The sequence below is a fragment of the Pseudomonas syringae pv. tomato str. DC3000 genome (genome assembly GCF_000007805.1).
Lineage (GTDB): Bacteria > Pseudomonadota > Gammaproteobacteria > Pseudomonadales > Pseudomonadaceae > Aquipseudomonas > Aquipseudomonas avellanae.
Genome location: NC_004578.1, coordinates 3,170,529 through 3,188,775, shown reverse-complemented (window position 1 = coordinate 3,188,775; position 18,247 = coordinate 3,170,529). Strand labels below are relative to the sequence as shown.

The following is an 18,247-nucleotide window of genomic DNA, read 5'->3' as shown; positions in this document are numbered from 1 at the left end:
GCGGCGATCGAGATCGCCGTGCCCTGTCCTCAGAGCCTTGCAGGGGCGGAAAACCGAATAAATCAGCGGTTCCCCATGTATCGTCAAAAAATCTGACAGGCGAAACCGTTGTAACGAGCAGAGCAGATGGACGCGCTATAGACGGCATATTGTTCTCTGCTCGTTACACCCTGCCACAGGGTCATTATCATGCCCGCGAACGTATAACCCCATACCAAAGCTTTGACAGCGACCAAGTCAATAGCGTGACCAAAATCAGAGAGGTGATAAACACCACGCTCATTATCAAAGTCTCTCCTTCTTCGGCCCCAGCCACGCCAAAAACATGACGCAGAGAGAGATAGATTGATCTACCTACCGAAGTCTCCACGCCGGCTTGAGCCATTCCACTAACAAACACGGTTCGCGTTAAAAACAACGCCACAAAGAAAATTGCAAGAGCTGTTGTGGCGAGCTTAATGGCACGCATCATTTGCTTATCCTTGGGTCGATGACGTCCAGAATGCCATAGTATTTTTGTCCAGAGCCTGGAATACTTCCGCCATCCATGTTGCGTAGGTAACAACTTAATTGCTCAAAAGCAATCCTGGATGGCATAGTGACGCATCCCTCGCTCAAACCCGCGACGCCAATGGGGTGCAACCTAAAATTTTGCCTGACCACATTATCTATTATTGTTTTATCATCAATATTTCCATCATCCCGATAGAGCGAAAACCAATCACTCCGATCAGTTTGCGCAATAAAATCTTTGACAGGATCTCTTATCCACCCTAGCATTCCACCGCTTTCCCTATCGAGAATATAATAACGACCGGGCGGAAGCGGACCCTCATCAGGGCTACTAACTGCGGCAGGATTGTTGGCAAAGCTACTTGATCCAGAGAAAGCATCATAATTTTCATGATTGCTACATTTAAGTATGCTGATCGGTTGGCCAGTCAATTCAAAGGTGCAATGCGCAACCTTATTGGTATCAATGGATGATTGGGAAGTCATAGTCATACGTCTCCTTACACTGCTTCAAGCATATACTTTATTAGCTATGCCATCCCATCCACCTACAACTTGCCCCCCACCTTGTCCATCAATGCGCTTTTGTTGCGTATAGATCATTTTCATGCGCCCATAATTCAAACGCACTGTTTCAGTAGGAAATCCACCCTCAACACTACCATTACCATTAAGAGAAACGGATGAAATAATTACTTCCTCAAGTTTTATCTCTAAGTACTTGAGCTTTTCTGATCCCGCACGATTGACTGCAATGGTTACTTCTTTAAAGTGCTTTCCGCTGCAACATGCCTCGTGAAGCTTAGGTGTAGATTTATCAACTGTCTTGCGAAAAAACAGGTCGCTCATGCGTGCTCGGCCACCCGTGGCTCCACCAGAACTAGTAGCAGTAACCGAAGCAGATTAGCTTGCACCCACATCGAAATCATCCATTTCTATCCAATCCTTGAACTGAGCGTCGAGCGCTTCACCGGGGATACCTTCTATCTTCAAATAAGCATCAAAAGCCATGTGTCTTTCTTCCATGTGGGTCGTTTATCATTATTAGCAAAATATTCTAGGGAAGGTCTGAAGTAGGCATCGATTTTTGACGCTCTCATGGCCTGAGGTTCAAAAAAAGCTCGCCCGATCAGATAATTAGACGTTTTCCGCTCTTAACTCATCGATTTTCCTTCAAACAGCACCTTTCCAAGGCGTTTTTCCGCATTACAGGCGCACCTCTCCCATCGCCAGCAGCCGTTTTCGCACCATCCAAAGGTTCGACAAGGCAAACAGAGTAGCCTGTTGCGCGGTGTTTTTAGCCAGCCCGCGAAACCGGACTTTCGTATAACCAAACTGGCGCTTGATCACGCGAAACGGATGTTCAACCTTCGCCCGTAACTGGGCTTTCGTGAACTCGATTTTGCGATAGACCCGTGCGATCAAACTTTTCTCGCCATGCTTTTTATAACGGCTTGGGCGGGCCGCAATTGACCAGATCATCTGACGATCCTGATGCTCCGCACGCTTGTCCACGCCGGTGTAGCCCGCATCACCGCTGACATAGGTTTCCTCACCATGTAGCAATTGATCAACCTGAGTCACGTCCGCCACATTCGCCGCAGTACCCACCAGGCTATGGACTAAACCCGACTCGGCATCGACGCCGATATGCGCTTTCATGCCGAAGAAATACTGGTTTCCTTTCTTCGTCTGATGCATTTCGGGATCGCGTTTGCCGTCCTTGTTCTTGGTCGAGCTCGGCGCATGAATGATCGTCGCATCGACCACCGTACCTTGGCGCAGCATCAAACCTCGATCACCCAGATAGCCATTGATGACCTGCAAAATCCCGCCTGCCAACTCATGCTTTTCCAACAGACGCCGGAAGTTGAGAATCGTGGTTTCATCGGCGATTCGATCCAGACTCAACCCTGCGAACTGGCGCAGGATCGTTGTCTCGTAAAGTGCTTCCTCCATCGCCGGATCGCTGTAACCAAACCAGTTCTGCATCAGGTGAATACGCAGCATCGCCATCAGCGGATAAGCCGGACGGCCACCTTCGCCCTTTGGATAATGTGGTTCGATAAGGGCAATCAAGCCTTTCCAGGGCACAACCTGATCCATCTCGATGAGAAAGCGCTCGCGGCGGGTATGCTTACGTTTACCCGCGTACTCGGCATCGGCGAAGGTCATCTGTTTCATCAGGGAAGCTAGGTGAAAGGTGTTGGGGTATTTTGCCAAATCAGGAAACCTTTTTCAGAGTTTCCCTAGACCATTATAATTACGTGTGCTCTGATTTTTTCATTGTTGAGATAGTGTTCTCATTTTTTGGTGCATTAGCAGCAACAGGGAGTTCGGCGTTACCGTGTACTCAACACAGGTGCGCTCCAATGGTACTCAATTGGCAGAGGCCGGACGCTTGCTTGACAACGGCAGCGTTCGCATCGTGATCGATAGCACGTTTTCATTGGCCGACGCATTGGCTGCCCACGCACGAGCCTCACGGGGCGGTATCTAGGGCAAGGTTGTGCTTACCGCCTGAGTGTTAGCCCCCCGGCATAACAGCAGAATGGATAAACTCTCCCTCACTGAAAACCGAAGGACACGATATCTATGAAGACGCCCACATCACCCATCACCGAGCGTTTGAACAACCGCAGATTCAAGGTAGCGGGTAACGCCCACGGGCTATCCGGTGCAGGAACGGTCTTTCACTACGTTGTTGAAGAGGGTGCGATTTCGGGCACTTATCAAGGTGGCCGGATTCGCATGGGTCATCAAATCGGACGCGTGACAGGCCCCGATACCCTTGAGCTTCTTTATCACTGCCTGACTACCGACGGCGAGATTCTCGCCGGGTGGTCTCGGGGCACCGTAGGCGTTGATCAGGCAGGACGTACCACCTTGAACTTCGTATGGGGTTGGTTATCGGGTGCGGAGGCGGTGGCGAGTCGAGTTACATCGAACTCGCCGGCTAGCCCTGCGCCTTATCGAACGTCGCCAATCGGCCGCTGCGCACTGACGGCGGTCAAAAGCTGCTCCAGAACCTTCGCCTCGACCTGCCCCTCATCACCGTGTTCATCGAACACCGAACAAGTCGCCACGTTGTGGCCACTTGAGCAATGGAACACTGCGATTACACCGCCAGGCCCCACGCCTGTATGCCCGGTAAGTGTAAGCCCACCGTTTGTGCCACCTATCATCAGGCCCAGTCCATAACCCGGAGTGGCCCACGGCCTTCCCGGTATTGGGCCGCCGAGCGCTATTGCATGCTGCATGTCTTGTAGCAAAGAGATAGGGAGAAGCTGGCCGGTCAACAAGCGATCCAGCAAAATGGTCGACTCTGAAAGTGGGCCGACCAGCAAGCCATGGTAGACCCAGCCAGGGTGGTACGAAGAGAGACTTGCCGGATGCACCTCAGCAAGGTCTTCCTGTGTCTTGGCGAATCGGACCTGTGTGACACCGAGGGGCAAAAGTACGCGGCGGGCCAAGGCGTCCTCCAGGCTCAGCTCGGTAATGCGTTCAATCAGCCTGGCGACCAGCAAGTAGCCCACATTCGAGTATCGCCAGGCAGTTCCTGGCGCGTAACGCAATCTCGTGGCGTCAAGACGCTGCATCATTTCGGCTGCTGGCCACGGAATGTGGCCTTCAGCAACGGCCGCGTGATATTCCGGCAGCTCTGAATAGTCCGCAAGTCCTGCCTGGTGTTTGAGCAGTTGCCGAAGCGTAAATGGGCCTTCCTGTACGGGGTCGTCCAGCTGTATCAAACCGTCACGAACAAGCGAAAGTGCCGCGGTAGCAAGCACCGGTTTGGTAAAGCTCCACCAAGGTACAACCACGTCTGAATGCTCTGTCGGCAAATGCCGACCGTTCAGAATGGTGGAACAAAACATGTGCAGGCATCCTGTAGGGAAAAGGCTTGAAACCAACATTGGCTTGCGTGGGGCCATGTCCTGCGATGCAGGGCGTCACGCGTCTGCCGAGTATGCCCTACCGGCCGGTCACAAAAAACGCATGCACCTGCGCCCCCCGATTCAAGCTCATCGTGCCCGCCTCCCCCGATCAACAACAATAACCCCTTGTGATGATGAAGTATTTAGGTAACATCAGGCCTGTACTCTTTGCTGTAATTAAAACTAGTGCGCTCTAATAGATCATCTAGATGGCATCTAACGCCACGTCCGATCTGCGAAAGCCTGCATGAGAAACTTCATGTGACTACTGCGCCCTTTCGGCGTCCAAGCTCTTGTCAGCAGTTCTGAAATCACGGATGACTTTATGCCCAATTCACTACTTCCGCAGATTGGCAGGGCCATCGCCAGCATTGGCAGCGGCCATTTTTCCAGCATGTTCCACAAGTTGATCGTGAGTCAGCTCGCCGTGGATGCCACGCACCTGTCCTCGCTGCCGCAGGCCTGGCAGACCCCGCCCGCCTCGGCACCGACGGTGTTCAACGAGACGGTGACGTCCGCGCGCGGCACTTTGCTGCTCAATGATTCGATTCATCTTTACCCTGCGCAGGCTTCTGAAAACTTTAGTTGCAAAATATCGGTCTTCCGGGCGCTTCCTGCCCATGAGTTTTCTGAAGAAGAGCGCCGCCAGCTGAATGATCTTTCTCCGCTTCTGTTCTCGATACTCGAAAAACACGTGAATGCCTTACAACTTGCGATGCCCGGAACCGAGTCCGCCAGGACGGAGAGTTTTGAAGAGCGTTTCCATGAGCGCCTGCGTGAGACCGGGCTGACCCTTTCCGAACGCGAGACGCAGGTTTGTCTCGGCCTGCTCGCAGGCCACACCGCTATCGAACAGGCCGAGCGTTTGGCGCTCAAGGTCAATACCGTCGGCAGTTACCAACGCCGTGCCGCGATCAAACTGGGCATCAGTGGCAGGCATTCGCTGATGCGCTGGATGTATGCGTCGTCCGAGAGCAATTATTCGCCCTGCTGAGGGCATCAGTCCCGCGCCAGCGCTTCGATAGGGTCCAGACGGGCGGCATTGCGTGCAGGCACAAAGCCGAACAGCACGCCGATCAAGGTCGAACAGGCGAATGCGGTCACCACCGAGGCCAGTGAAAAGACCATTTCCCACTGCTGGACGAACAAGGTAAACAGATAGCCGATGGCGTAGGACAGGCCGATACCGATTACCCCGCCCATCAGGCAGACCATGACCGCCTCGACCAGAAATTGCTGGCGAATGTCCGACTGACGCGCGCCGACGGCCATGCGGATGCCGATTTCGCGAGTGCGCTCGGTCACCGACACCAGCATGATGTTCATCACCCCGATTCCGCCCACCACCAGGGAGATAACCGCAATCAGCGACAACAACAGGGTCAGCGAGCGGCTGGTTTTCTGTACCGTCTGCATGACGCTGTCGAGGTTGTTGGTGAAGAAGTCCTTGGTGCCGTGACGCTGCAGCATCAGTGCCTTGATCTGCTCTTCCACCGCCTTGCTCGGCATGCCGTCCTTGACCCGCACGCTGATGCTGTCCAGATGTCGCTGCCCCAGCACCCGCCCCGCCGCCGTTTCATAAGGCATCCACAGGTTGAGCGTGTTACCGGCGATGAACAGGTTTTTATGGTCGCTGGTGACGCCGATCACCGTGCACGGCAGTTTGCCGACCAGAATCACCTGCCCCAGCGGGTTGACGCCCGGCCCGAACAGGCGTTGAGCGGTGTTGTGGTCGAGCACCACCACCTGAGCCTGACGCCGGGCATCCTGATCACTGAACGTGATGCCGGCTGCCAGCTGGATGTTGCGCACCTGAAAATAGCGGCTGCTGACGCCATTGAGCTGTGCGTCCACATCGACGTTGCGGTAGCGCACCAGCATGCTGCGACCGACCACGGGGGTGGCGCTGTCGATGTAATACAGCTGATTGAGCGCGGCAACGTCTGAGGGAAGCAGCGTTTCGATGGATTTGGCCCGGCTGTCACCAAAGTTGGCGCCGGCATAGATGTCGATGGTGTTGCTTCCGATGGACTGGATGTCCTTGAGCACATAGCGCTTGGCGCCTTCGCCAATGGCTGAGATCGAGACCACCGAGGTGATACCGATGATGATGCCAAGCATGGTCAGCAAGGTGCGCATGCGGTGCGATATCAGCGCGATCCAGGCCATATTGAACGCTTCACGGAACAGCCCCAGGCTGGCCAACAGACGCCTGGGCGCGGGACCTGGCGGCGTGGCTGGCTGCGCTTCGGGCGCGGGCTGCGTTGTCTGCGCCGTGCGTCGGTCACTGATGATTTCGCCGTCGCTGACTTCGATAATCCGCTCGGCGTTGGCAGCCACCTTGGGGTCGTGCGTTACCAGAATCACAGTATGGCCCGCGGCATGCAGTTCCAGCAGCGTGCGCATGACTTCCTTGCCGCTGGCGGTATCCAGTGCGCCGGTCGGCTCATCGGCCAGTATCACCTGCCCGCCGTTCATCAACGCTCTGGCGATGCTCACGCGTTGCTGCTGACCGCCGGACATCTGGCTGGGCCGATGCTGCAGATGCCCGCCCAGTCCCAGGCGCGTGAGCAATGCCTGAGCACGCTCATGGCGCGTGGTCTGCGCGGTGCCGGCGTAAATGGCCGGAATCTCCACATTGCGAACCGCATCCAGGTGCGGCAACAAATGGTAGCGCTGGAAAATGAAGCCAAAATGGTCGCGGCGCAGCGCTGCCAGCGCATCGTCATCCAGCTCGCGGGTTTCCTGCCCGTTGACCTGATAGCTGCCGGCGCTGGCATGGTCCAGGCAACCGAGAATGTTCATCAGGGTTGATTTGCCCGAGCCCGATGCACCGATGATCGCCACCAGTTCGCCGGTGTGAATGGCCAGGTCGATGTGCTTGAGGACCTGAAATTCGCGGTCGCCTGCCATGAAGCTGCGGCTGACCTGTTGCAGGCGCAGCAGCGGTTGGTCGCTGTTGATCGACGTTTCGTGCAACGCTTCGATGTCTACCTTCTGGTTCATGTTCAGGCCCCCGCCGCAACCGATGCCGGATCACCGATTACCACCCGCTCGCCCTCGGCAAGCCCGCCGGTTATTTCGACCTGAACGTTGTTGTTGATGCCGGTCTGAACGTTTCGTTGCTCGGCGAAACCCTTGTTATCCAGCACCCGTACGGCGTAAGAACCGTCGGCGTTACGCGGCCCGAGTGCGGCCACCGGCACACTCAAGGCACCTTTGGCGGTGCCCAGCACGATGCGCACCTGGGCCGTCATGGCAATGCGCAGGCGGTGGTCGAGGTTGGGCACTTCAAACAGCGCGTTGTAGAACACCGCCGAGTTCTGCCGGGAAGCCCCCCCGCTGCTCTCGGTTTCCAGATAATCCTGTGGCGCGGGCTCGGTGCCGCGCAGTTTGGCGTAATAGCGTTTCTCCTCGCCGAGAATCGTGAAATAGACCTCCTGGCCAGCGCCGATGTGAATGACGTCGGCTTCCGATACCTGAGCCTTGATGGTCATGGTGTCCAGATCAGCCAGTTTCAGCAGGATCGGCGCCAGTTGTTGGGCGATGACGGTCTGGCCTTCCTGAGTCACGACACCGACCACATCGCCGTCGATTGGCGCGATGATTCGCGTGTAGCCCAGGTTGACCTTCGCCGTGTCGATCTGCACCTGTGCGCTCTTTATCTGGGCATCCAGTGCGCGCACGTTGGCCTGCTGCATCTCGTAGTCGGATTCGGCATTTTCAAAGTCCTGCCGGGATACCGACTGATCGGTCTGTAAATCCTTGTAGCGTTTGTAGAGCCGTTCGGCCTGTTTCATCTGAGCTTTCGCCGAATGCCGGTCGGCCTGCAGTTTTTCCTCGTCCACCTCGGCCTGGCGCAGGGTGTTGCGCAGCACCAGCGGGTCGATCTCGGCCAGCCACTGGCCCTTCTTGACCTTGTCGCCCAGTTTGACCTTGAGTGACTTCAACTGCCCAGACACCTGAGCGCCGACGTCCACTTGTTTGATGCCCTCCAGCACCCCGGTGGCCAGCACGGCGTTTTCGATGTCGCTTCGTTCAACCTGAGCGGTGATGTAGACCGGTGCTCTGGCCGGCGCTTCGACGGCGTAAAACACCGCACAGGCCACCGCCAGCAGCGCGCCGCCCCAACCTGCCTTGCGCAATCCGGGCCGTTTCATTGGGTTTCCTCCACACCAATCGTCAGGCCGTCGTACCACCATGCAGCCAGGCTGTAGACGTCCGGAGCCTTGAGCACGCTGAAGTGATTACCTGGCCCCTGCCACAGCGCAAGCTGCGGCAACAACTGCTGCCAACCTGCCGCAGACGAAGCCTGTTCAAGCTGGTTGTCCAGCGCATCCAGTTGCGGATCATCTACCAGCACCAGACTCGCCTTGCCGTTGTAGCTTCCCGGATCTGGCCGATATACAGTGCGCACTGCACTGGCAAACGTGCGAACGATGCCTTGCAGCGCCTGCGGTGCAAGGCGTTGCGGCAACAGGCCGATGCGCACCATGGCGCTCTGGAGCAGATGCAATTGGGTGTCGCCATCGCAATCAGCGAACGTCAGCGGGTCGAGTTCCAGGCTTTTACCGCTGGACAGCTGCAACGCCTCGATCAGCCGCTCCAGCGCTGCCGTGGCGGTGTAAGGCTTGCTGCTCAAGCCATCACCGCCGGGCGCTTCGCTGTCGATCAGGGTCAGCGACGCGACCTCGCGGCCACGTGCCTGAAGCTTGACCGCCATGGCGTGTGCTGCCCAGCCGCCAAAGGAGTGCCCGACCAGATGCAATGGCCCTTGCGGGTACATCGCCTCAATCGCCAGCACATGGCTCTGCGCTGCCGCTTCCACCCGGCTGTGCGGAACGCTGCGGCCGTCCAGACCGCGTGGTTGCAGGCCATAGATCGGCCAGTCCGGCCCCAGTGCTTCGGCCAGGCCGATGAAACTGGTGACGCTGTCACCAGCACCCGGTACGCAGAACAACGGCGCATGCCCATCGCGCCCGCTCTGGATGGCCAGCAGCGACTGATAAGCCGGTGCCGAATGCGCCGTGGCAGGTGCGTCTTGCAACGCCTGACCAATACGCTGGCCGAGGGTGTTCACGTGGGGAGCCTGCATCATGCTCATGTGATCGCCCGGTACGCTGACGCACTGCAGCGCGCCTTTGGGCAAGATCTCGGCCCAACCCAGCGTCGCGCTGGCGCCCGGCGGTGCCATTGGCCGTTGATCGGCACAGAACAGGTGGATCGGCAGGCTGAGCGGCTCCACCTGGTAATGAGCCAGCGCATGACCATGTGCCACTTCGCGCTCCAGATAGTGGCGCAATTGCCGGTCGTCCGCCTGAGCCAGTTCTTCGTACAACAACTGCTCGTCGCGACACAGCTGCAACAGGGTTTCGAAGTCTGGCAACGCCGCCTGCTCGCCCAGTGAGTGCAGACGCGCCAGCGCGGTCGAGCCCGTTTCGTCCTGTACCTGCCAATGCGCGATGCAGTGCGACAGCAGCTGCCGCTCCAGCAGGTCCGGCCCTTGCCAGCGCGCTTTGCCCTGATCGGTGAGGCGCGGCACATAGCTGTCGATCAGGCCGAGGAACGTAACGGCCTCGTCCATGCCGAGCAATTGCGTGGCCACTTCATAAGCCAGCACCCCGCCGAATGACCAACCCGCCAGCCGGTAGGGACCGCGTGGCTGGACCTGTCGAATGCGCTCGACCAGTCGCGCTGCCAGGCACTCGAGGGTACGCAACTGCTGCTGGCCCAGCCCGATGCCCGGCAGGCCGTAGATCGGGAAGTCGCCTTGCAGATGCTGCCCGAGCACCGGGAAATACGCATCCAGCCCGGTGAAGTCGTGAATCAGGAACAACGCTGGCTCGCTGCCGCCCGCCCGCACCGTGATCACTTCCTGAGCGTCGGTGGTGGGCAGCGGACGCTGATCGAGCAGCCCGGCCAGCGCCGTAATGCTCGGGTGCTGGAACAATTCGGCCAGGGTCAGCGGCAACCCGGCCTTTTGCAGCAGGCTGACCAGACGGATCGCTGACAACGAATGCCCGCCCAGTTCGAAGAAGCTGTCGTGTCGGCCGATTCGCCCGACTTCCAGAACCTCGGCCCACAGCTGCGCCAGGCGTTCTTCCAGCACGCTGGACGGCGCTTGATAGATGGCCGTCGCCAGCGCGTCCATGTCCGGTGCCGGCAAGGCCTTGCGGTCGACCTTGCCGTTCTGGGTCAACGGCAGTGCATCCAGGCCGACATAGGTCGCAGGCACCATGTATTCCGGCAATCGCCCCAGCAACTGCGAGCGCAATGTGGCGCTGTCGAGAGCCGCATCGCGTCGGGTGAAATAGGCCACCAGCCGCAAGGTGCCATCTTCCAGACGCTGAGTGGTCACAACGGCTTCAGCAACGCCAGGGCACTGGGCAAGCTGCTGTTCGATTTCGCCCAGCTCGACGCGCACACCACGGATTTTCACCTGATCATCGTTACGCCCCAGGTACTCAAGCGTGCCGTCAGCCAGCCAGCGCACCAGGTCGCCGGTGCGGTACATCCTGGCGGCCGTCACGTTGCTGAACGGATCGTCGAGGAAGCGCTCGGCGGTCAGGTCAGGGCGGTTCAGGTAGCCGCGTGCCACGCCGGTACCGCCGATGTACAACTCGCCCGGCACGCCAAGCGGCACCGGCTGACTGTGCGCGTCCAGCACGTAAAGCCGCGCATGGGCAACCGGTTTGCCGATATGCAGCACCCCTTGCGGCAGCATGAGGCCGGAACTGGCCACCACGGTGGTTTCCGTCGGCCCGTAATTGTTGACCACTGCAAAGCCCGGGTCCCGTTTGAAATGTCGCAGGCGGTCGCCGCCGATCAGCAGGGTGTGCAGGGTCGGGTGGTGCAGCTCGCGGCTGAACGCGTATTCAGCCACCGGCGTGGGCAAAAACGCCACGTGCAGCTGTTGCGCCAGCCACCAGTCGAGCAGCAGATCAAGCTGTTCGTTGCCGATATCGGCAGGCGGCAGGTGCAGCACGGCGCCGGCACACAATGCAGGCCAGACCTCCCAGGCCATCGCGTCAAAGCCGAAGCCGGCCACACTGGCGGTTTGGCTGCCGGCGCGCAGGTCGAAGGCCTGACAGTGCCAGTCCACCAGATTGTTGAGCGTGCGGTGCTCGACCATCACGCCCTTGGGCTGCCCGGTAGACCCTGAGGTGTAGATCACGTAGGCCAGATTTTCAGCGGTCAGGCCTGGCACGTGCGGCGTGTCATCACGCTGCAGCCAGTCCGGGCGATCCAGCGCAACCCGCGGCACATGCAGATCAGGTACCCGCGCCAACAGGTCGAACTGGGCCAGCACCACCACCGGCGCGCTGTCTTCCAGCAGGTAACCGATACGCTCGTCCGGGTGCGCCGGATCGACCGGCACGTAGCTGGCTCCGGCTTTGAGTACCGCGAGCATTGCGCACAGTGTTTCCAGCCCGCGCCGCGCCAGTACCGCCACCCGATCGTCCGGGCGCACACCAAGCCCGATCAGGTAATGGGCCAACGCATTGGCGCGATGATTCAGCTCGCCGTAGGTCAGGCGCTGATCGCCCACCTGTACCGCCACAGTATCGGGCTGGTGCAGAGCATGCTGCTCAATGCGCTGGTGAATAGTCAGCGCGCTTTCGGGCCTGTTCGACTCGGTATTGAAGCCGTGCAGCAGCTCGCTGCGCTCGCTGACCGGCAGCGTGTTCAAGGCCTGAATCGGCGTCAGTGGCGCGTGCTCCAGCGCAACCAGCAGGCTCTCCACGGCGCAGGCCAGATACGCGCAGACCCGCCGCGCATCAATGCCCGCCGAGGTCAGCGCGGTCAGGTCGAACACCTCGCCCAGATCATCGACGCTAAGCGTCAACGGATAGCTGCTGCGCTCGGCCGTCTGCAACAGTTCGATGCCCTGCCAGGCCGTGCTCGCGGCCTTGTCATGACTGCCGGGCGCTGCACTGTGGCGATAATTCAACAGCGCACTGAACAACGGCGCCCCCGCAGGCAGCGCGCTGCAACGCTGGGCAAGGGCCAGCGAAGCGTGTTCGTGAGCGAGCAAGCCGGTCAGGCGCCGATGGGTCTGCAGGACGGCGTCGCGGGCGGTCTGCTCGGCAAGGTCGATACGCAGCGGCAAGGTGTTGATGAACACCCCCAGCGTGCGCTCCGCGCCTTCAGCACCACCCAGCCGACCGATCAGCACGGTGCCGAACACCACTGTGTCGCGACCGGACAGGCGGCCCAGCACCTGAGCCCAAGCCAGATGCATCAGGCTCGCCGGGCTGACGCCCAGTTGCCGCACCTGATTGCGAATGCGCTGGCTCAGCGCGGCATCCAGACGCAACCTGGCTTCGCCGGGCACCTCAGGCCCTGGCAAGGTGGCCTGAGCATAAGGCAGGGTCGGCTCCTCAAGGTCGCCCAGTTGCTCGCGGAAGAACGTTTCATGAGCGTCGTTACCCGGCCCCAGCAAGGTGTGCGCGATGTAATTGCGGTAAGGCACCGGTGCCGGCAGTTGCGCCTGCTGATCGAGCAGCACGGCCTGCAACTCATGGCTCAACAGGTCGAGCGCGACGTGGTCCATGATCAGGTGATGGAACAGCAGCACGGCGACAATGCGCTGGTTGTCCGGGTCCTCGGCATGCACCAGGCGCAGCAGCGGCGCGTCTAGCAGGTTCAGCGGTTCCGGGTCGTGCAGCGCGGCCAGCGGCAGCTCGATGACCGGCAACAGGGCATGGCGCCACACCACTTGCACAGGTGTTTCGAGCCCTTCCCAACACAGCGAGGTGCGCAGTACATCGTTACGGGCGATGACCTGTTGCAGCGCCTGGCAGAAGGCGTCCAGCCGCGAGCGGTCGGCAAATGCAAAACGCGCTTGCAGGCGATAGGGATCATCGTCGCCGGCCGACAGGTAATGATAGAAAATACCGGCCTGCAACGGCCCCAACGGGTAGATGTCCTGAATATTGGCCGCGCCGCCGGTCACGCTGGCAACCACGCGATCAATGCCTGCCTGATCCAGCTTGACCAGCGGCAACAGGTCCGGCGTGATCGAGGTGCAATCCGCGCCAATCAGGTTGGCCGGAATCTTCACCTGGCTGCCGCTGCCAATCGCGCTGGCCAGGGCGGCGAGGGTCGGCTGAGCGAACAGCACGCGCACGTCGGCGTCCATGCCCCGGCGACGCATGCGCGCAATCAGGGTGACGGCCAGCAGCGAATGCCCGCCCAGTTCGAAGAAGTGATCGTGCCGCCCCACCTGCCCGACCTGCAGCAGGTCGCTCCAGATCTCGGCCAGCGCGGTTTCCAGTTCGCCTTGCGGCGGCTCGTAGTCGCGTCCGGGCAAGGCCTCGCGATCCGGCGCCGGCAAGGCGCGGCGGTCCACTTTGCCATTGGCGGTCAACGGCCAGGCATCCAGGCGCACAAAGGCGCTGGGCACCATGTACCCCGGCAGACGGGCGAGCATGTCGCTGCGCAGCTGCGCCGCTGCCACCGTGGCGCTGTCGGCACGTTCGATGAAGTACGCTACCAGACGCGACTGGTCCGGCTCGTCTTCGCGGGCCATGACCAGCGCTTCTTCGATGCCCGGCAATTGCGCCAGTTGCGCCTCGATTTCGCCCAGTTCGATGCGCACACCGCGAATCTTCACCTGATCGTCGTTACGCCCCAGGTAATCCAGCGTGCCATCGGCGTTCCAGCGCGCCAGATCGCCAGTACGGTACATGCGCGCATGCGGTTGCCCGGCGAACGGATCAAGCAGGAAGCGCTCGGCAGTCAATTGCGGCTGGTTCAGATAACCGCGCGCCACGCCCTCGCCGCCGATGTACAACTCACCGGCGACGCCCAGCGGCACCAGTTGCTGTTGCTCGTCCAGCAGATACACACGGGTATTGGCGATCGGCTTGCCGATATCGAGGCTGCCGTCGGGCAGCAAACGTCCCGAGGTGGCGACCACCGTGGCCTCGGTCGGGCCATAGTTATTGATCACGGCAAAGCCCGGCTCGCGATGAAACTGCCGCAGCCGGTCGCCGCCGATCAGCAGCGTGCGCAGGGTCGGATGACGCAACTGGCGGCTGAAGGCATATTCGGCGACCGGGGTCGGCAGGAACGCGACCTGCAGCGGTTGCGCCAGCCACCAGTCGAGCAGTGCGTCGAGCTGTTCGTTGCCAATCTCTGCCGGTGGCACGTGCAAGGTTGCCCCCGCGCACAGCGCTGGCCAGACTTCCCAGGCCATCGCGTCAAACCCGAAGCCGGCAACACTGGCGGTGTGGCTGCCTGCGTGCAGGTCGAATGCCTGGCAATGCCAATGCACCAGGTTCTCCAGGGTGCGATGTTCAACCATCACGCCTTTCGGTTGCCCGGTCGAGCCCGAGGTGTAGATCACATAGGCCAGATCTTTGGCGGTCAGCCCTGCCACGATGGGGTTGTGCGCCTGCTCGGGCCAGTGCGGCCGATCCAGCGCGATCACCGGCACGCCCAGCGCGGGCAGACGCTCGATGAAGGTCTGTTGCGCCAGCACCGCAACCGGCGCGCTGTCGCTCAGCAGGTAGGCAATGCGTTCGCCCGGATGCGCCGGATCCACCGGCACATAGCAGGCCCCGGCCTTGAGCACCGCCAGCAGGCCCACGAGCGTGTCCAGCCCGCGACGCGCCACCACTGCAATACGCTCATCCGGGCGCACGCCCAGGCTGATCAGATAATGAGCAAGGCTGTTGGCCTGGCGGTTCAGCTCGGCATAACTCAGCGACTGCTCGCCGACCTGCGCCGCAATCGCTGTAGGTAAACGGGTTGCCTGAGCCTCTATCAAGCCATGCACGGTCTGGTTTTGCGAAAAGCTCAGGCCGGTGGGGTTAAGCGTCTCAACCAGGTACTGGCGCTCCTGCCTGCCCACCAGCGGAACTTGTGCGAGCACCGTCTGCTGGTCATTCACCAGTGCCTGCAACAACTGCTCGAAATAACCGCAATAGCGCTGCACCGTTGTGTCATCGAACAGTGCTGTTGCGTAATCCAGCGTGCCGACCAGCGCATCGCCGTGCTCGCCGAGGTTCAGCGACAGGTCGAATTTGGAGGTTTGAGCGCTCTGCTCGACCAAGGCCAGCGACAGTCCATCCATCTGCGGCAGTGAACTGTCCCCGGCCAGCCAGTTGAGCGTGGTCTGGAACAGCGGCGCGTGCGCCAGGCTGCGTGCCGGGCGAACGATTTCCACCACCTGCTCGAACGGCAGGTCCTGGTGATCCTGAGCCTCCAGCACCCGGGTTCTGACCTGGGCCAGCAAGGCTTCACCGGTCGCGGCGGACGAGGTGTCGATGCGTACGGCCAGGGTATTGACGAAAAGCCCGATCAGCCCTTCCAGTTCAGCACGACCCCGCCCTGCAATCGGGCTGCCGATAACCACTTCGGCCTGCCCGGAAAGACACGCCAGCAGCGCTCCCCAAGCAGTCATCAAGGTCATGTACAGCGTCACACCCTGGCGCTGCGCCAGTGCACGCAAGCCTGCGGTCAGTTGGCTGTTCAGGCGGACCGCCAGGCTGGCACCGGCAAAATCCTGTTGCGCCGGGCGTGGCCGATCGGTTGGCAGGGTCAATAGCGTCGGCGCGCCGTCCAGCGTCTGGCGCCAGTAGGCGGCCTGGTGTTGCAGGCGTTCGCCGCTCATCCAGCTTTGCTGCCAGACCGCATAGTCTGCGTACTGAATGGCCAGCGCGGGCAACGGATCGGCTTTGCCGTGGCGCAAGGCCGTGTACAGCGCCAGCAGTTCGCGGGTCAGCACGCCCATCGACCAGCCGTCGGCGACGATGTGGTGCACGGTCAGCAACAACACGTGACGTTCGTCCTCCAGTTGCAACAGGCTGCCACGTATCAGCGGTCCGCGCGTCAGGTCGAAAGGTGTTGCGGCCTCGCTCACCACGCGTTCGGCCAGCGTTTCCGGGCAAAGGCGCAGGTCTTCGACGTGCAGCAGCGAGCTGCCAGGCAACTCGGCAAAAAACACCTCGGCGCCCTCTTCGCAGGCAATAAAGCGGCTGCGCAGGGTTTCGTGGCGCTCGACGATCCGCGCCAGCGCGGCGGTCAGCGCGTTCACATCCAGCGGGCCACGCAGGCTCAGGGCCAGCGAGATGTTGTACGCCTCGCTGCCGCCTTCGAGCTGGGCCAGGAACCACAGGCGTTGCTGGGCAAACGACAGCGGCAACGACTGGTCACGCGGCGCAGGCAGGATCAGCGACAGCTCGCTGCGTCCGGCACCGGCCAGCGCGGCAGCAACGGCTGCCAGTTCACCCAGCGCAAAGAGTTCACCCAGTGGCAATTCCATGCCCAGTTGCTGGCGAACCTGAGAAACCATGCGCATGGCCAGCAGGGAATGCCCGCCCATGTCGAAAAAGTGATCGTGGCGGCCGACCCGCTCGACCTGCAACACTTCGGCCCAGATCTGCGCCAGGGCGATTTCAATGTCACCCTGCGGTGGTTCGTAGGCAAGCCCCAGCAGCGACGAGTGGTCCGGTTCAGGCAATGCGCGGCTGTCCAGCTTGCCATTGGCGGTCAGCGGCAGCGCGGTCAGCTCGATGAAGGCCACCGGGACCATGTAATCCGGCAGGTTGGCCTGCATGTGCGCACGCATCTGTCCCGGCGCGGGTGCTTCGACGTCTTGTTGGCTGGTGAAATAGGCGACCAGGCGCACATTGCCCGGTTCGTCTTCGCGGGCCAGCACCACCGCCTCCCTGATCCCCGGCAATTGGTGCAGGCAATTGACGATTTCGCCCAGTTCGATACGGAAACCACGGATCTTGACCTGATCGTCGTTGCGCCCCAGGCACTCCAGTTGCCCGTCTTCCAGCCAGCGCCCCAGATCGCCCGTGCGGTACATCATGGCGCCGGGCTGATCGCTGAAAGGGTCGGCAATAAACTTCTCGACGGTCAGCTCCGGGCGGTTCAGATACCCCAGTGCAACGCCGTCGCCACCGATGTACAGCTCGCCGATCACACCCAGCGGCGCGAGGCGTTGCTGAGCGTTCAGCACGTAAACCCGAGTGTTGCCAATGGGTCGGCCGATAGGCACTGATTCGGCGCTGCTTGCCAGCGCCCGAACATCGTAAGCAGTCGCGAAGGTAGTGGTCTCGGTCGGGCCGTAACCGTTCAACAAATGCAGGCCCGGCGCCTGGGCCAGCATTGCCCGAAAGCTGACAGGGTCAGCGCGTTCGCCACCTGAAATCAGCACCCGCAAGCCGCCGAGCGCTTCGGGGATCATTTGCACGTACTGGTTGAACAGCGCCGTAGTGAGAAACAGCACGCTGACGTTGCCGTGCCGCAAGGCTGCGCTGAAGCGCGCCGGGTCGATCAGCGTGGTGTGTTCGATCACAACCAGCTGCCCGCCGTTCAGCAAGGCACCCCAGACTTCCATGGTGCTGGCATCAAACGCCGGGTTGGACGCAAACGCGATGCTGTCCTGTTCGTTGAACTCGGCATAACCGTTGTTCAACACCAGCCGGACGATGCCGCGATGGCCGACGCGCACACCTTTTGGTGCCCCGGTGGAGCCCGAGGTGTACATGACGTAAGCCGCTGTGTCCGCGCCTTGCGGCAAGCCAGGATCATGCGCGGGCTGGTCGTCCAGATTCAACTGGTCCAGATCGATGCGCTGCACCGACGTGGCAATCGACATGGCGCTCTGCGTCAATACGCATTTCGCCTGGCAGTCGCCAAGCATGTACTGCTGTCTTTCGGCGGGTGCATTGACATCCAGCGGTACATAGGTTGCCGCGCATTTGCCGATCGCCAACTGGCTGATCAGCAGTTCCAGCGAGCGTGGCAGCAGAATCGCCACATGCTCATCAGGCCGTACG

At 60.5% G+C, this 18,247-nt stretch carries 9 protein-coding genes and 2 pseudogenes (1 of these 11 running past the window's edge); 3 read left to right on the top strand and 8 right to left on the bottom strand.

Going from position 1 to position 18,247, the window contains the following annotated elements:
- Positions 1–187: 187 nt before the first annotated feature.
- From PSPTO_RS14670 to PSPTO_RS14655, 4 genes and pseudogenes are all read right to left on the bottom strand, one after another.
- Complete coding sequence (locus tag PSPTO_RS14670; protein WP_046463525.1) at positions 188–472, bottom strand: hypothetical protein; 285 nt, start codon at positions 470–472, stop codon at positions 188–190.
- Entirely contained in the window at positions 469–999 is a 531-nt protein-coding gene (locus tag PSPTO_RS14665; protein WP_046463534.1) for a DUF2778 domain-containing protein, read from the bottom strand. The genes PSPTO_RS14670 and PSPTO_RS14665 overlap by 4 nt, the downstream gene beginning before the upstream one ends.
- A gap of 24 nt (positions 1,000–1,023) precedes the next feature.
- Positions 1,024–1,524: pseudogene (locus tag PSPTO_RS14660) on the bottom strand (Hcp family type VI secretion system effector).
- 195 nt (positions 1,525–1,719) lie between these two features.
- Positions 1,720–2,697, bottom strand: coding sequence for an IS5-like element ISPssy family transposase (locus PSPTO_RS14655; protein ID WP_007247571.1), 978 nt, complete (start codon positions 2,695–2,697; stop codon positions 1,720–1,722).
- Between the two features lie 163 nt (positions 2,698–2,860).
- Between PSPTO_RS14655 and PSPTO_RS14650 the strand changes: the two genes are divergently transcribed.
- Positions 2,861–3,013, top strand: coding sequence for a zinc-binding dehydrogenase (locus PSPTO_RS14650; RefSeq protein ID WP_011104223.1), 153 nt, complete (start codon positions 2,861–2,863; stop codon positions 3,011–3,013).
- A 95-nt stretch (positions 3,014–3,108) separates the two neighbouring features.
- Positions 3,109–3,473, top strand: a pseudogene (locus PSPTO_RS30250) (hypothetical protein).
- Positions 3,474–3,482: 9 nt separating this feature from the next.
- On the opposite strand, the gene PSPTO_RS14645 reads toward PSPTO_RS30250, so the two are convergent.
- The gene (locus PSPTO_RS14645) at positions 3,483–4,388 is read right to left on the bottom strand and encodes a serine hydrolase domain-containing protein (protein WP_046463526.1); all 906 of its coding nucleotides are present in this window, start codon (positions 4,386–4,388) and stop codon (positions 3,483–3,485) included.
- Between the two features lie 385 nt (positions 4,389–4,773).
- On the opposite strand from PSPTO_RS14645, the gene PSPTO_RS14640 reads away from it, so the two are divergent.
- Positions 4,774–5,442 (top strand): helix-turn-helix transcriptional regulator, encoded by a 669-nt coding sequence (locus PSPTO_RS14640; protein ID WP_003376912.1) that lies wholly within the window; start codon positions 4,774–4,776, stop codon positions 5,440–5,442.
- 5 nt (positions 5,443–5,447) lie between these two features.
- Here the strand turns inward: PSPTO_RS14640 and PSPTO_RS14635 are convergent, their stop codons facing one another.
- The 3 genes in view from PSPTO_RS14635 to PSPTO_RS14625 are tightly spaced (at most 2 nt apart) and all read right to left on the bottom strand, a layout consistent with a single transcriptional unit that may run on beyond the window.
- On the bottom strand, positions 5,448–7,454 hold the full coding sequence (locus PSPTO_RS14635) for a MacB family efflux pump subunit (protein ID WP_011104221.1): 2,007 nt from the start codon (positions 7,452–7,454) through the stop codon (positions 5,448–5,450).
- Between the two features lie 2 nt (positions 7,455–7,456).
- Positions 7,457–8,608: a macrolide transporter subunit MacA gene (gene macA, locus PSPTO_RS14630; RefSeq protein ID WP_010216538.1), complete on the bottom strand. Its 1,152-nt coding sequence runs from the start codon at positions 8,606–8,608 to the stop codon at positions 7,457–7,459.
- Positions 8,605–18,247: the 3' portion of a non-ribosomal peptide synthetase gene (locus PSPTO_RS14625; RefSeq protein WP_011104220.1), read on the bottom strand. The gene runs 8,147 nt beyond the window's last position; 9,643 of the gene's 17,790 nt are visible here — the last part of the coding sequence; its start codon lies beyond the right edge, outside the window; its stop codon occupies positions 8,605–8,607. Before PSPTO_RS14625 ends, macA begins: the two co-directional genes overlap by 4 nt.